Genomic DNA, 14,736 nt, shown 5'->3' on the forward strand with positions numbered 1-14,736 from the left:
GCACATCAATATTTGGAGGTTTCTATGAATGTAATGATCGAGCGTCATGGCCGGGTGGTGTTGCTTCGGTTGAATCGCCCTGTGGTCAAAAACGCATTGAGTTCAGCGTTGATGGCGCAGCTTGTCACCGCTTTAACGGCCTTGGACCAAGACCCGGAGGTCGGTTGCTTTGTGCTCACTGGCACTGCCGAGTATTTTGCGGCCGGGGCAGATATCAAGGAAATGAGCGGCAAGTCGTACCTGGACATGCTCAACGAAGATTATTTCTGCGGGTGGGAGGCGTTCACTAACCTGCGTACGCCCTCCATTGCCGCCGTGGCCGGTTACGCCTATGGCGGAGGATGTGAGCTGGCGCTGATGTGCGACATGATTTTTGCCGCCGACAGCGCCACGTTCGCCCAGCCGGAAATCAAGCTGGGCGTGATCCCGGGCATGGGCGCGACCCAGCGCTTGACCGGGCTGATCGGCAAGGCCAAAGCGATGGACCTGGTGTTGACCGGCCGGCGGATGACGGCCCAGGAGGCGGAGCAGGCAGGACTTGTGTCACGGGTGTACCCGGCGGCGACGTTGCTGGAGCAGACGCTGGCGGTGGCGACGCAGATTGCCGGGTTTTCCCGCACCGCCACCCGAGCCGCGCGTGAGGCCGTGGGGCAGGCTCTTGAAGTGGGTTTGCGCGATGGGGTACGCCTGGAGCGCCGACTGTTTCATGGCTTGTTTGCGACACCCGATCAGCAGGAGGGCATGAATGCTTTTCTGAACAAGCGCCAGGCCTTATTCAATCAGTCGTAGGAGAAAATAAAGCACAAACGGGATCAGCTGTGAAAATAACTACAGCGAAGGAGGAATAAACCTACGTGAGATTCGTCTCATAGCTCTTTTCCCTCTGTGCTGGAGCTTTTCATGGTAGATCACTCATCACCGCCCCGTCCTCCGCTCAGCACGCCGAGCCTGATCGCACGGCTTGCTGGTATCGGTGCGGTGGTTGCTGTTGTTGCCGGGGCGTTTGCCTACGTCAACGGTATGCTCGACCCACAGCGCCTGCAGCCCAAGACCCTGGTCAACGCCCTTGAAACCAATAATGGCGTGCACCCGGGCTTGCGCCGTAACCATGCCAAGGGCGTATGCGTGGCGGGTTACTTCGAGAGCAGCCCCGAGGTGCGTGCGTATTCCAGTGCCCAGGTGTTCAGCGCGGCGAAAACCCCGGTGATCGGTCGGTTTGCTTTACCCAGCGGCAACCCCTATGCGCCGGACAGCAGTGTGCCTATCCGCAGTTTCGCCCTGCAGTTCAGCCAGGCCAACGGCCAGCAATGGCGCACGGGGATGAACAGCATGCCGGTGTTCCCGGTGGGCACGCCTGAGGCGTTTTACCAGATGCTCAAGGCGGGTGCGCCGGACCCGGCCACCGGCAAGCCGAACCCGGCGGGCATGCCAGCGTTTTTTGCCGCGCACCCGGAGACGGCGCCGTTTCTGGCGTGGGTCAAGACAGCCAAGCCGTCGGCCAGTTATGCGACTGAAACCTACAACGGCATCAATGCGTTTTATTTGGTGAGCGCGGATGGCAAGCGTCAGGCGGTGCGTTGGGGCGTGGTGCCACAAGACCAAGATGCGGCCGGCGACACCGCGCCATCGGGCAGCGACTTCCTCGAAAAAGACCTGGTACAGCGCCTGGCTTCCGGCCCGCTGCGTTGGCAACTGAACATGACCCTGGCCAACCCCGGCGACCCTTTGGACGATGCGAGCAAGGCCTGGGCCGGTGAACACAAGGTGCTGAACGCCGGTACCCTGGTGCTGCAAAGCAGTCAGCCGCAAGCGGACGGTGATTGCCGCGACATCAACTTTGACCCACTGATTTTGCCCAGTGGTATTCAAGCTTCCAACGATCCGCTGCTGGCGGCGCGTTCGGCAGCCTATGCCAGTTCGTACGTGCGCCGCGCCGGTGAAGTCAGCCCACTGCACAGTGCCCCTCAGGAGTCGAAACCATGAATGCTCAACCACGGTTTTTCGCGCTGTTGGCCCGCCTGCTGCATTGGTTGATGGCCTTGATGATCATCGCCATGTTGTTTATCGGCGCGGGCATGGTGGCGTCGGTGTCGGAGCGCCACGAGTGGCTGATTCACCTGCACAAGCCGTTGGGTATTGCGATTCTGGCGTTGGTGATCGTGCGGTTGGCGGTGCGCTTTTCCACCCGGCAACCGCCGCTGCCTGTCGATTTGCCATTGTGGCAAGTGCTGGCAGCCAAGGCGTCGCACTTAGTGTTGTACGCGTTGATGCTGGTGTTGCCGCTGCTGGGCTGGGCGATGATTTCGGCAGCCGGTGATCCGGTGATGCTTAGTAGTTCAGTGCAGCTGCCGGCGTTGGTGGGGGCAAATGCGCCGTTGTTTGCGCTGTTGCGCAAAGCGCATGGGTACCTGGCCTATCTGTTGTTTCTAACGGTGCTATTGCACCTGGCGGCGGCACTATTCCACGGGTTGATTCGCCGTGACGGCGTGCTGCAAAGCATGACTGGCACCAAGGGCTGATGCCAGGGCTGTGTGGCGAGCAAACTCGCTCGCCACACAGCCATCAGCGCAAGATGCCAACGATATCGGCGACGCTGCTTAACACATCCTTGCCCAACTGCTTGGAGCGCTCACCCGACCAGCCGGTCTTTGGGTTGGGCGCGTCATCGTTGTCTTTGAACGGCATTTCCAGGGTCAGTGACAGGCAGTCATATTTCTCGCCGACGGCATTGCAGGCCAGCGTCATGTTGGCTTCGCCCGGCAGGTCACGGGTGTAGCCGTGGGTGGTCTGGAAGTCACGGGTCAGCGCGCTCAAGTGGCCGCGGAAGTGTTTCTCCAGCACTTCCAGGCGCGTGGTGTAGCCTGGGTTGCCTTCGCAGCCGGCGGTGAACACGTAGGGGATTTCTTCGTCGCCGTGGATATCGAGGAACAGGTCAACGCCGTATTTTTCCATCTGCTGTTGGGCGAACAGTACTTCTGGACTGATCTCCTGGCTGGCGCTCTGCCAGGCGCGGTTGAGGTCCTGGCCCATGGCGTTGGTGCGCAAGTGGCCGTGGAAGGCACCGTCAGGGTTCATATTAGGTATCAAGTACAGGTCTGCGACGGACAGAAGCTTTTTCAACTCGGCGTCACCGTCCTGCTGCAGGCGTTCGATGATGCCTTCCATCAACCATTCGGCCATGTGTTCGCCGGGGTGTTGCTGGGCGATGATCCAGACGTTGCGTCGGCCCTCACCACCTTTACCGCGGCGCAGCAGTTGGATGTCGCGGCCTTCGACGCTTTTGCCTGTTGCCAGTAACTCGGTGCCAGCGCGGTTCAAGGCCAGGTCGATCAGCCAGTCGTGACGCTCACGGCTGTAGGGTTCGAAGTAGGCGATCCAGGCTTGTTTTTCACGGGTTTCCAGGCTGATGTGCAATGTTTCGCCATCAAAACGCGTGGGGACGCGGAACCAGTTGATATGGTCGTAAGACGCTACCGCGCTGTAGCCGCTCCAAGCGTTTTTGTAAGAGGACTGACTCGCATTGCTCAGGCGAAAGGTGTGGGTGTGACCCACGTGCATACCTTCGGCCTTAAAGTGGAACCATTGGAAATGCGCACTGCGGGTATCGGGTTTGATCGCAAGCAGCAACTGGTAGGCGTCGCTGGCATCCAGGACTTGGATATTGCCGCTGTCGAAGTCGGTACTGATCTTGATGGAGGTCAAGGCCACAGTCATAGTCGGGTCGCCTGAGTAGGAGAGTTGTGGCAGATATCTTACAAGGACTCAGGCGCAATTCTGATGCGAAATTGTTGCAGAGGGGGAGGGGGCGTCGTCCTTGACGCCGCAGCAGCTTAGAATCTATGAGATTGATTCTCAAGCGCTATTTCGCAAAGATCCGGTCTAGAGCGTTGGTTCGGCTTTCTTTTGGCGATGGTCTTTTGCTACCATGCGCGCCATCGAGCAACACACAGTCTTCATTAGCCTGAAGCCATGCCAGGAAAACTGGCAAAAAAAGACCCGGCCAAAGAGCCGGGTCAAAAACCGTGATTAGCCTGATGAGGAGATATTCCAAGAGTCCGACCTAAGGTCCCTTGGTCTATCGACTGATCTCGCGATCAGCTGCCAACAATAATAATCATTATCATTTGCGAGTCAAATGTTTTTATCCCTGAGATAGAAATATTTTCGCTGTGTGCCGGTCAAGTGTTTGCCTGACCCTCTGGCACTTGCAATGTCTGCTCCACCATCGCCTTTGCCATATCAATCAAATACACCACTGAAAACGCCAGATCCCGTTGGTTGCCCTGACGGCTGCTTGCCGATTCGTACGCCGCTGCCGCCGCGCTGCGCAGCAGGTCGGAAGCGTGAACCAGTGCGTCCTCGTGGCTAATACCGGGCTTAATGTCGAAAAATGACGCGTCCGCGATTGGCGTCGAAACATCCTCTTTCAAGTAATAGTCGAGTGCGCGCTGGGCGGCGCCGCTGTTGCGCATCACCAACAGTTCGTCGGTTTCAGAGGTGTTGGGCAGGTAATACGGGCGGGTCGTCATGAGGGTGGGTACTCTGAGTGGATGTCTAAAACCTGCCATCGATAATAATACGGATCGTATTTATGTCATTTGATGGATTACTACAAACTGTTTATTGTCGTAGCAACTACGCAACGTATTGTCTCGGCCCATGGATAACTGGATAGCGTTGGTCAAAGCCAACATGAAAGACCGCAAGGTCACGCAGGATGAACTGGCCGAACGCTTGGGCATGTCCCAGGGCGGTGTGGGCCATTGGCTCAACAAGCGCCGTGTGCCTAGCCTCGCGGATATGAATCGGGTGCTCGCCGAGTTGGGGCTGGGGTACTTGGAGGTCGCGCTGGAAATTCGCGAGAAAGCCGATGACGCGACAGCACTGGAACAACACTACAACCCGTATTTCCGCTACCCGGTCAGTGATTGGAAAGGTGTCTGCGAAGTACGTGAAGAACGCCCAACCTACGGTGCCGCACGGTTCGAGCTGACGGATTACCACGCCCGGGGCGACGCTTTCTGGCTACCCGTGACGGGAGATGCCATGACCGCTCCCAGCGGCCTGAGCATTGGCGCCGGCATGATGATCCTGGTGGACCCGGCCATCGAAGCCGAGCCCGGCAAACTGGTCGTCGCCCAATGGGCCGATAGTACCCAGGCGACCTTTCGCCAGTTAATGGAAGAGAGCGGCCAGCTCTACCTGGTACCGCTCAATCCGACCTATCCGAAGCTGCTGTTCAGCGACGATTGCCGAATCCTCGGCGTTGTCGTGCAAGCCACCGCGAAGTTCTAATCCGCTGTGTCTAGCTCGACCAAGGCGCTGCCTTCAGCAACCATTTCGCCTTCCTGGCAGAACAACGCCTTGACCACCCCGGCCTGGGGCGCGCGGATGCTGTGTTCCATCTTCATCGCCTCAAGCACCACCAATTGCGTACCGGCTTCGACAGCTTGGCCGACCTCCACCAGCACCCGTACGATGCTGCCGTTCATGGGCGCCGTAAGGCCACCTTGATGGGATTGGTTGGCTTCGACCGCTGCAATCGGGTCGAACAGGCTTACGGTGTGCATCTCGCCGCTCCAGCGCAGGTACACGCTGCCTGCGCTGCGAACTGCCAGGTGGGCACGCCGCACACCGTTGTGTTCGATCACCAACTGCTCGCCCCGCAACTGCGCGGCGCCGCCATCCAACCTCACCAGACGATCCTGACCATTGCAGCTCAAATGCAGCGAAACCTCTGCAGGCAGCCCTGCACGAAAACCTCGCGTATCCGCCCACGGCCCATCATCGTTAGGCAAGCTCTGCATAAACGCTGCACCCGCCGCCTGCCAAAACTCATCGCTCAATTCGCCCGGAAGCGGTAACAGCGCATCCTGATAGCGGGGAATAAATCCGGTATCCAACTGCGCTGCCGCGAATGCCGGATGGCCGATTATTCGTCGCAAAAAACCCAAGTTAGTCTTGAGTCCGCCGACGGCAAATTCATTGAGCATCGCCAATAAGCGCAGTCGCGCCTGTTCACGGTCTTCGCCCCAGGCGATCAGCTTGCCGAGCATCGGGTCGTAGAACGGCGAAACGTCGTCGCCTTGCTCCACGCCGCTGTCCACACGGCGGCCAGGGCCTGGCGCCGATTCACGGTACAACGCCAAGTGCCCGGTGGCCGGGAGGAAATCATTGGCGGGGTCTTCGGCATACAGGCGCACTTCAATCGCGTGACCGATCAGCGGCACCTGTTCTTGCGTGATCGGCAGCGGCTCGCCCTGGGCAACACGGATCTGCCACGCCACCAGATCGAGGCCGGTAATCGCCTCGGTCACCGGATGCTCTACCTGTAGCCGCGTGTTCATCTCCATAAAGAAAAACTCGCCGCGCGCGTCCAGCAAGAACTCCACCGTGCCCGCGCCGACATAACCGATGGCCTGGGCTGCGCGCACTGCGGCTTCGCCCATGGCTTTGCGCTGTTCAACACTCAAGCCCGGCGCTGGTGACTCCTCCACGACTTTCTGATGGCGACGCTGAATCGAGCAGTCACGCTCATTCAGGTACAGACAGTGGCCGTACTGGTCGGCAAATACCTGGATCTCGACATGGCGCGGCTTGAGCAGATATTTCTCTACCAGCATCTGCCCATTGCCGAAGGACGACAGCGCCTCACGCTGGGCCGATGCCAATGCCTCGGCCAGTTGGCTGACGTCCTCGACCACCTTCATGCCCTTGCCGCCGCCGCCGGCCGTGGCCTTGAGCAGCACCGGGTAGCCGACTCGCTCGCAGGCATCACGGAAGGTTTCCAGGTCCTGGGCTTCGCCGTGATAACCCGGCACCAGCGGTACACCGGCTTTTTCCATCAACGCCTTGGCCGCCGATTTGCTGCCCATGGCATCAATGGCCGAGGCGGGCGGGCCGAGAAAAATCAGGCCCGCCGCTTCGATCGCGCGCGCGAAGTCGGCGTTTTCCGACAGAAACCCATAACCCGGATGTATCGCCTGGGCGCCACTGGACTGGGCGGCGGCGATCAGCTTGTCGATTTGCAGATAACTTTCACTGGCTTTGCTGCCGCCCAAGTCGACACGAATGTCCGCTTCGCGGGTATGGCGCGCATCGCGGTCGATGGCGCTGTGCACGGCCACCGTGGTCAGGCCCATGGCCTTGGCGGTGCGCATCACGCGGCAGGCAATTTCGCCGCGGTTGGCCACCAGTACGGTGGTCAGTGTGCTCATGAGCGCGGCTCCTGTGCTTGCCAACTGGGTGGGCGTTTTTGCAGGAAAGATCGCAAGCCTTCCTGGCCCTCGGTGCTCACGCGAATCCGCGCGATGGCGTTTTCGCAATAGCGGCGCAGTGCCGGGGTGAGGGCGCCGTTGCCCACTTCGCGCAATAAGTCTTTACTGGCGCGCATCGCCGCAGGGCTGTTTTGCAACAGGTTGGCCACCCACTGTTCCACCTGTTGGTCCAGTTCATTGGCTGGGTAACTTTCTGCCAGCAAACCGATGTCCCGTGCCCGTTGGCCACCAAAGCGTTCGGCGGTCAGGGCATAACGCCGCGCCGCACGTTCGCCGATAGCCTGTACCACGAACGGGCTGATCACCGCGGGGGCCAGGCCAATGCGTACTTCCGACAGGCAGAACTGCGCGTCATCGGCCCCAATAGCCATGTCGCAACAACTGATCAGGCCCAGCGCGCCGCCATAGGCGGCGCCTTGCACCACAGCCAGTGTCGGAATTTTCAGCTTGGCCAGGTTGTACATCAACTCTGCCAGCTCGCGGGCGTCGTCGAGGTTGGTGTGGTAGTCAAGCTCGGCGGATTGCTGCATCCACGCCAAGTCGGCACCGGCACTGAAATGCTTGCCGCGCCCGCGCAGCACCAGGAAACGCAGGGCTGGGTCGCCCTGGACGTGGTCAAGGGCGATGATCAGTTCGCGGATCATTTCGGCGTTGAACGCGTTGTTCTTGGCTTCTCGACTGAGCCACAGCGTGGCAAAGCCACGGCTGTCGGTGGCCAGTTCGAGTGTGTTGAAATCGCTCATGGGTACAGCTCCATTTACATGCGGAACACGCCGAAGCGGCTCGGCTCGATGGGGGCGTTCAGCGAAGCGGACAAGGCCAGTGCCAGCACATCACGGGTTTGCAGTGGGTCGATGACGCCGTCATCCCACAAGCGCGCGCTGGAATAGTAGGGGTGGCCCTGGGTTTCATACTGGTCGAGGATCGGCTGCTTGATCGCGGCTTCCTCCTCGGTGCTGAAGCCCACCCCGGCACGCTCGGCTTGTTCACGCTTGACCTGCACAAGTACGCCGGCCGCCTGTTCGGCGCCCATCACGCCAATGCGCGCGTTCGGCCACATCCACAGAAAGCGCGGGTCGTAGGCGCGGCCGCACATGCCGTAGTTTCCGGCACCGAAACTGCCGCCAATGATGACCGTGAATTTGGGCACCTTAGCGCAGGCTACGGCAGTCACCAGCTTGGCCCCGTGCTTGGCGATGCCACCCGCCTCGTACTTCTGGCCGACCATAAAACCGGTGATGTTCTGCAGGAACAGTAGGGGAATCTCGCGCTGGCAAGCCAGTTCGATAAAATGCGCGCCTTTTTGCGCGGCTTCAGCGAACAAGATCCCGTTATTCGCCAGGATCGCAATCGGGTAGCCGTGCAGATGGGCAAAACCACATACCAACGTGGTGCCAAACAAGGCCTTGAACTCATCGAACACCGAGCCGTCCACCAGCCGCGCGATCACTTCGCGCACATCGAATGGCTGCTTGGCGTCGGCAGGGATCACACCGTAGAGCTCTTCGCTGCTGTACAGCGGCGCCACCGGCGTACGTTGGCGCAACTCGCCCTGTTTGCGCCAGTTGAGGTTGGCCACACTGCGCCGGGCCAGGGCCAGCGCATGTTCATCGCTGTCGGCATAGTGGTCGGCCACACCGGATATCTTGCAGTGCACGTCGGCACCGCCGAGGTCTTCGGCGCTGACCACTTCGCCTGTCGCCGCTTTTACCAGCGGTGGGCCAGCGAGAAAGATAGTGGCCTGCTGGCGCACCATGATCGCCTCGTCGGCCATGGCCGGCACATACGCGCCGCCCGCGGTGCACGAGCCCATTACCACGGCGATCTGCGGTATACCTTGGGCGCTCATATTTGCCTGGTTGAAAAAGATCCGTCCAAAGTGCTCGCGGTCAGGAAACACTTCATCCTGGCGCGGCAAGTTGGCGCCACCGGAATCGACCAGGTAGATGCACGGCAGGCGGTTCTGCTCAGCGATGGTCTGTGCACGCAGGTGTTTTTTTACTGTGAGCGGGTAGTAGGAGCCGCCTTTGACGGTGGCGTCGTTGGCGACAATCATGCACTCCACGCCTTCGACGCGGCCGATCCCGGCGATCACACCCGCTGCGGGCACGTCTTCGCCATACACCTGATGCGCAGCCAGTTGGCTGAGTTCGAGAAAGGGCGAGCCGGGATCAAGCAAGCGGTTGATTCGCTCGCGAGGCAGCAGTTTGCCGCGCGACGTATGGCGTTCCTGAGCCTTGGCGCCGCCGCCTTGCTGCACATGGGCGAGCAGGGTGTGCAGGGCGTCGACCTGTTGGCGCATCGCCGCACTGTTGTCGGCGAATTGCGCCGAGCGCGGGTTTAGCTGGGTGTGCAAGATGGCCATGGGTGTGCTCCTTCAGCGGGTTTCGTTGAAGAGTTCGCGACCGATCAGCATCCGCCGAATCTCACTGGTACCGGCGCCGATTTCATACAGCTTGGCGTCACGCAGCAGGCGCCCGGCGGGGAACTCATTGATGTAGCCGTTACCCCCCAGAATCTGAATCGCGTCGAGGGCCATTTGCGTGGCGCGCTCGGAGCTGAACAGGATCACCCCGGCCGCATCCTTGCGCGTGGTCTCACCGCGCTCGCACGCCTGGGCCACGGCGTAGAGGTAGGCGCGGCAGGCGTTGAGCTGGGTGTACATGTCGGCGACTTTGCCCTGGATCAGCTGGAATTCGCCGATGCTCTGGCCGAACTGTTTGCGGTCGTGGATGTACGGCACGATCAGGTCCATGCACGCCTGCATGATGCCGATCGGGCCGCCCGCCAGCACCACGCGTTCATAGTCCAGGCCACTCATCAGTACTTTCACGCCGCCATTCAGCGCGCCGAGGATGTTTTCTTCAGGCACTTCAACGTCATCGAAAAACAACTCGCAGGTGTTGGAACCGCGCATACCGAGCTTGTCGAACTTGTTGCTGCGGCTGAAACCTTTCCAGTCGCGCTCGACGATAAACGCGGTGATGCCGTGGGGGCCTTTTTCCAGGTCGGTCTTGGCGTAGATCACGAAGGTGCTGGCGTCAGGGCCGTTGGTGATCCAGGTCTTGCTGCCGTTGAGCACGTAATGGTCGCCGCGTTTATCGGCGCGCAGCTTCATCGAGACCACGTCGGAGCCAGCATTCGGCTCGCTCATGGCGAGGGCGCCGATGTGTTCGCCGCTGATCAGCTTGGGCAGGTACTTGAGCTTCTGCTCGTGGCTGCCGTTGCGGTTGATCTGGTTGACGCACAGATTGGAGTGGGCGCCGTAGGACAAGCCTACCGAAGCCGAGCCGCGGCTGATTTCTTCGATGGCTACCACGTGGGCGAGGTAACCGAGGCCGGCGCCGCCGTACTCTTCCGGCACTGTAATACCGAGCAGGCCCATGTCACCGAACTTGCGCCACATATCAGCGGGGAACAGGTTGTCGCTGTCGATTTGGGCTGCGCGCGGGGCGATTTCCTTGGCCACGAAGGACTGCACCTGGTCGCGCAGCATGTCGATGGTTTCGCCGAGGGCGAAGTTCAGGGACGGGTAACTCATGGACAGGCACCTTAATGTAAGCGTTGTTGTTGTGTGGAGAGTGTGCCGGGGAGGGCGCTCACCTTTACGTTAACGTAAGCTTGCGTTACGGCGCTGTCAATCGTAGTTTACGTTTACGTCAACCTACAAAAAAGACAACAGGGGTCGTTATGGATCAATCGAATCAGAGCTACAGCCGTGGCTCCCAAGACCAGACCTTGCTGGCCATGACCATTGGCCAGGCCTTTGATCACACGGTGGCGCAGCACGCCGAGGGTGAGGCCTTGGTGGTGCGCCATCAGCAGCGTCGCTACACGTGGCGGCAATTGGCTGAAACGGTTGACCTGCACGCCCGTGCCTTCCTTGCCCTGGGCATGCAAACCGGCGACCGTCTGGGCATCTGGGCGCCCAATTGCGCCGAGTGGTGCATCAGCCAGATCGCCAGCGCCAAGCTCGGCGTGATCCTGGTCAATATCAACCCGGCCTACCGCAGCAGTGAATTGGATTACGTGCTCAAGCAATCGGGTTGCCAATGGCTGGTGTGCGCCGGGTCGTTCAAGGGCTCCGATTACCACGCGATATTGCAGGAACTCAGCCCCGGCCTGAGCGCCATGATCAGCCTTGACCCCAGCCCGCCTGCGGAATTCTTGCCCTGGTCGCAGCTGGCAGCCCTCGGCAGTGGCGTCCCGCCCGAACAGCTGCACACCCGCCAGGCCAGCCTGCACTTCGATCAAGCCGTCAACATCCAGTACACCTCCGGCACCACCGGATTCCCCAAGGGCGCTACCCTCAGCCACCACAACATTCTTAATAACGGTTACATGGTCGGTGAGAGCCTGGGTCTCACGGCTCAGGATCGCCTGGTGATTCCGGTGCCGCTGTATCACTGCTTCGGCATGGTCATGGGCAACCTCGGCTGCATCACTCATTGCACCACTATGATCTATCCCAATGACGGTTTCGACCCGTTGCTGACCTTAAGTGCCGTCGCCGCAGAGCGCGCCACCGGGCTGTATGGCGTGCCGACGATGTTTATCGCGTTGCTCGATCACCCACGCCGGGGCGAGTTCGACCTGTCGACCCTGCGCACCGGCATCATGGCCGGGGCGACATGCCCCATCGAGGTCATGCGCCGCGTCATCAGCGAGCTGCACATGGGCGAGGTGCAGATCGCCTACGGCATGACCGAAACCAGCCCGGTGTCACTGCAGACCGGCGCCAATGATGACCTTGAGCGCCGTGTCACCACTGTCGGTCGCACCCAGCCGCAATTGGAAAACAAGATCATCGACACCGATGGCAATACGGTTGCACGCGGTGAGATCGGCGAATTGTGCACCCGGGGCTACAGTGTGATGCTTGGCTACTGGAACAACCCCGACGGCACCCGCGACGCCATCGATGACGCTGGCTGGATGCACACCGGCGATTTGGCGACCATGGATGAGCACGGCTACGTGTGCATCGCCGGGCGCAACAAAGACATGATTATTCGCGGGGGCGAAAACGTGTACCCGCGTGAGCTGGAAGAGTTTTTCTTCACTCACCCGGCGGTGGCCGATGTGCAGATCATCGGTATTCCGGATGCGCGTTACGGTGAAGAGATCGTCGCTTGGGTCAAGTTCCATCCCGGCCATGTGGCCAACGAGCTAGAGCTGCAAACCTGGTGCAAGGGGCGCATTGCGCATTTCAAGACGCCCAAGCATTTCAAGTTCGTGGACGAGTTTCCGATGACGGTGACAGGCAAAATCCAGAAGTTTCGCATGCGTGAGATTTCGATTGAGGAGCTGCGCACGCAGCCCAACTGAGCAGACCAAACCAATGTGGGAGCGAGAAAACCCGCTCCCACATGTTTATCAGTGCGATATCGCGATGTTCTGAAACGCAAAAAGCACAAAGGGGACCCGAAGGTCCCCTTTAATTTGTCGTTGCGTGCTCTTTTTTTATTATTGAGGGGCGGTCTATTGTTGTTTTTGGCAACCGTTACCCTTTACCACTATTTTTGGCGACCCCCATCCGGGGTCAAGAGCAAACGTATTTTTTTGAGCGCTGACTTGCTTCTTCGTTAACGATCCAACCAGTGGTAGCTACCTGAGGTAGTTTTATTTTTCTCTAACCGGTTGCGGGTTTCGGCATGCCGTACCCTGCGAAGCACATCTTCTCCAAAAAAATCTGTTAGCTGCGTCTCTGCCGTGTTGTTTTTATTATGTCAGAGTCGTTTCGTCTTATTTTTATTAGGTTTGGCGCTTTTTATTCTTGTTATGCAATAGAGATAGCAGAAGCCGTGCCAACTTTTAAAAATCCTTTAAAATCAACGGCTTGGTTTTTTTGGTAGGCAACGGCTTATGGCTAGTCAGACAAAATATGTTCCCGTGTTACTCGTTAAGTAGGCGTGCGGTAACACATTGTCACAGCAATGCTACTCACCGGACGTTACGCGCCTTGGCCACGCGCGACCCGCTGGGCCGACCCAGCACGTGGCTGATGTGCTGGCCTGCGCGAATCAACTGCGTCAGATCGATGCCGGTGTCGATACCCAGGCCGTCGAGCAGGTACACCACATCTTCGGTGGCGACGTTACCGCTGGCGCCCTTGGCGTAAGGGCAGCCGCCAAGGCCCGCGATAGAGCTGTCGAACACATTCACACCTTCGAGCAGGCTGGCGTAGATATTCGCGATCGCCTGACCGTAGGTATCGTGGAAGTGCCCAGCCAGTTTGTCCCGTGGCACCTGCGCGCCGACCACCTCAAACAGGCGCCGTGTCGCGCCCGCCGTGCCGGTGCCGATGGTATCGCCCAGGGAAACCTCATAGCAGCCCATCGCATACAACTCGCGCGCGACCGCCGCGACTTGTTCGGGGGCGATGTCACCTTCGTAAGGGCAACCCAACACACACGACACATAACCACGCACGCTGATGCCGTGCTGTTTGGCCGCCGCCATGATCGGTGCAAAACGCGCCAGGCTTTCGCTGATCGAGCAGTTGATATTGCGCTGGGAAAACGCCTCCGATGCGGCCGCAAACACGGCGACTTCTTTCACGCCGGCGGCCAAGGCGTCTTCAAAGCCACGCAGGTTCGGCGCGAGTGCGCCGTAGGTCACGCCGGGTTTGCGCTGTATCTGCGCAAACACCTCGGCCGAGCCGGCCATCTGCGGCACCCACTTGGGCGAGACAAAACTGCCGACTTCGATGTAGCTCAAGCCCGCGTGAGTGAGGGCATCCACCAACTGGACCTTATCGGCCACGCTGATGGGCCGGGCTTCGTTCTGCAAGCCATCGCGTGGGCCGACTTCGACCATGCGTACATGTGAGGGGAGGGACATTGGCAGCTACCTTCTGGTTATTGGCCAACCTGGCTGATGGTTTGCGCCAGTGCCTGGGTGCAGCGCTCTTCGGCGGTGTCCAGTTCCAGCTTCATCTGTTCGATATCCAATAGCTGTTGCTCAAGCTGCTCACGGCGCTCGGCAATCTTGGCCAGCATGCTGTTGAGTTGGATGTGGTTGCCGCTGCTGGGATCGTAGAGCTCGATCAGCTCGCGGCATTCCGCCAGGGAAAAACCGATACGTTTGCCACGTAGGATCAGCTTGAGGCTGACCTTGTCTCGCGCCGAGTAGATGCGCTCCTGGCCCCGACGTTCCGGAGCCAGCAGGCCTTGTTCTTCATAGAAGCGAATAGCGCGGGTAGTGATATCGAGCTCGCGGGCGAGGTCGGAGATGCTGTAGGTCGTGCTCATGGGGGCGCTCAAGTAGGTCTTGGCGCTAAGCTAATGGCACGTTGACGTAAACGTCAAGCAAATAGCCCGGTTGGATGCACACGCTGCGGCGAGGGAGCTTGCTCCTGCCGGGGGGGGGGGCGCCGCGCCCCCAAAATCTTGGCAGCGCTTTGCACTGGAGCGCCAGCCCGGTCCAGCGAGAGCAAGCGCCTTCGCCACAAAAACTG

General features: G+C 59.8%; 13 protein-coding genes. 5 read left to right on the top strand and 8 right to left on the bottom strand.

All coding sequences use genetic code 11. From position 1 onward, the window contains the following. Window positions 1-24: 24 nt before the first annotated feature. The 3 genes from FW764_RS20230 (at window position 25) to FW764_RS20240 (ending at window position 2,519) form a co-directional block, all read left to right on the top strand. Complete coding sequence (locus FW764_RS20230; protein WP_446435379.1) at window positions 25-789, top strand: enoyl-CoA hydratase-related protein; 765 nt, start codon at window positions 25-27, stop codon at window positions 787-789. 111 nt (window positions 790-900) lie between these two features. Further along, window positions 901-1,983: a catalase family peroxidase gene (locus tag FW764_RS20235; RefSeq protein ID WP_446435380.1), complete on the top strand. Its 1,083-nt coding sequence runs from the start codon at window positions 901-903 to the stop codon at window positions 1,981-1,983. Then, the gene (locus FW764_RS20240; protein WP_446435381.1) at window positions 1,980-2,519 is read left to right on the top strand and encodes a cytochrome b; all 540 of its coding nucleotides are present in this window, start codon (window positions 1,980-1,982) and stop codon (window positions 2,517-2,519) included. Before FW764_RS20235 ends, FW764_RS20240 begins: the two co-directional genes overlap by 4 nt. A gap of 43 nt (window positions 2,520-2,562) precedes the next feature. Here the strand turns inward: FW764_RS20240 and FW764_RS20245 are convergent, their stop codons facing one another. Next, window positions 2,563-3,714 carry a M14 family metallopeptidase gene (locus FW764_RS20245; RefSeq protein ID WP_446435382.1) on the bottom strand — a complete coding sequence of 384 codons (1,152 nt, stop codon included), beginning with the start codon at window positions 3,712-3,714 and terminating at the stop codon, window positions 2,563-2,565. A gap of 464 nt (window positions 3,715-4,178) precedes the next feature. Further along, complete coding sequence (locus FW764_RS20250; protein ID WP_446435383.1) at window positions 4,179-4,529, bottom strand: DUF6124 family protein; 351 nt, start codon at window positions 4,527-4,529, stop codon at window positions 4,179-4,181. A 130-nt stretch (window positions 4,530-4,659) separates the two neighbouring features. On the opposite strand from FW764_RS20250, the gene FW764_RS20255 reads away from it, so the two are divergent. Continuing rightward, window positions 4,660-5,295, top strand: a complete 636-nt coding sequence (locus tag FW764_RS20255) for a LexA family protein (protein WP_446435384.1) — start codon at window positions 4,660-4,662, stop codon at window positions 5,293-5,295. On the opposite strand, the gene FW764_RS20260 is transcribed toward FW764_RS20255, so the two are convergent. Genes FW764_RS20260 through FW764_RS20275 form a run of 4 tightly spaced genes read right to left on the bottom strand, consistent with a single transcriptional unit; the run spans window position 5,292 to window position 10,818 of the window. Further along, complete coding sequence (locus tag FW764_RS20260) at window positions 5,292-7,217, bottom strand: acetyl/propionyl/methylcrotonyl-CoA carboxylase subunit alpha (RefSeq protein WP_446435385.1); 1,926 nt, start codon at window positions 7,215-7,217, stop codon at window positions 5,292-5,294. The two genes, FW764_RS20255 and FW764_RS20260, sit on opposite strands and share 4 nt — an antisense overlap. After that, window positions 7,214-8,020 carry a gamma-carboxygeranoyl-CoA hydratase gene (locus FW764_RS20265; protein ID WP_446435386.1) on the bottom strand — a complete coding sequence of 269 codons (807 nt, stop codon included), beginning with the start codon at window positions 8,018-8,020 and terminating at the stop codon, window positions 7,214-7,216. Before FW764_RS20265 ends, FW764_RS20260 begins: the two co-directional genes overlap by 4 nt. A gap of 14 nt (window positions 8,021-8,034) precedes the next feature. Next, window positions 8,035-9,642: a carboxyl transferase domain-containing protein gene (locus FW764_RS20270; RefSeq protein WP_446435387.1), complete on the bottom strand. Its 1,608-nt coding sequence runs from the start codon at window positions 9,640-9,642 to the stop codon at window positions 8,035-8,037. 12 nt (window positions 9,643-9,654) lie between these two features. Then, a complete protein-coding gene (locus tag FW764_RS20275; protein WP_446435388.1) occupies window positions 9,655-10,818 on the bottom strand; it encodes an isovaleryl-CoA dehydrogenase in 1,164 nt (387 codons plus the stop codon). Window positions 10,819-10,967: 149 nt separating this feature from the next. Between FW764_RS20275 and FW764_RS20280 the strand changes: the two genes are divergently transcribed. Beyond that, complete coding sequence (locus FW764_RS20280) at window positions 10,968-12,605, top strand: AMP-binding protein (RefSeq protein ID WP_446435389.1); 1,638 nt, start codon at window positions 10,968-10,970, stop codon at window positions 12,603-12,605. 615 nt (window positions 12,606-13,220) lie between these two features. Here the strand turns inward: FW764_RS20280 and FW764_RS20285 are convergent. Both FW764_RS20285 and FW764_RS20290 read right to left on the bottom strand, forming a co-directional pair. Next, window positions 13,221-14,120: a hydroxymethylglutaryl-CoA lyase gene (locus FW764_RS20285; RefSeq protein WP_446435390.1), complete on the bottom strand. Its 900-nt coding sequence runs from the start codon at window positions 14,118-14,120 to the stop codon at window positions 13,221-13,223. A 17-nt stretch (window positions 14,121-14,137) separates the two neighbouring features. Then, window positions 14,138-14,530, bottom strand: coding sequence for a MerR family transcriptional regulator (locus FW764_RS20290; RefSeq protein ID WP_159957710.1), 393 nt, complete (start codon window positions 14,528-14,530; stop codon window positions 14,138-14,140). Window positions 14,531-14,736 lie beyond the last annotated feature (206 nt).

The organism is Pseudomonas sp. 1152_12, from assembly GCF_052850675.1.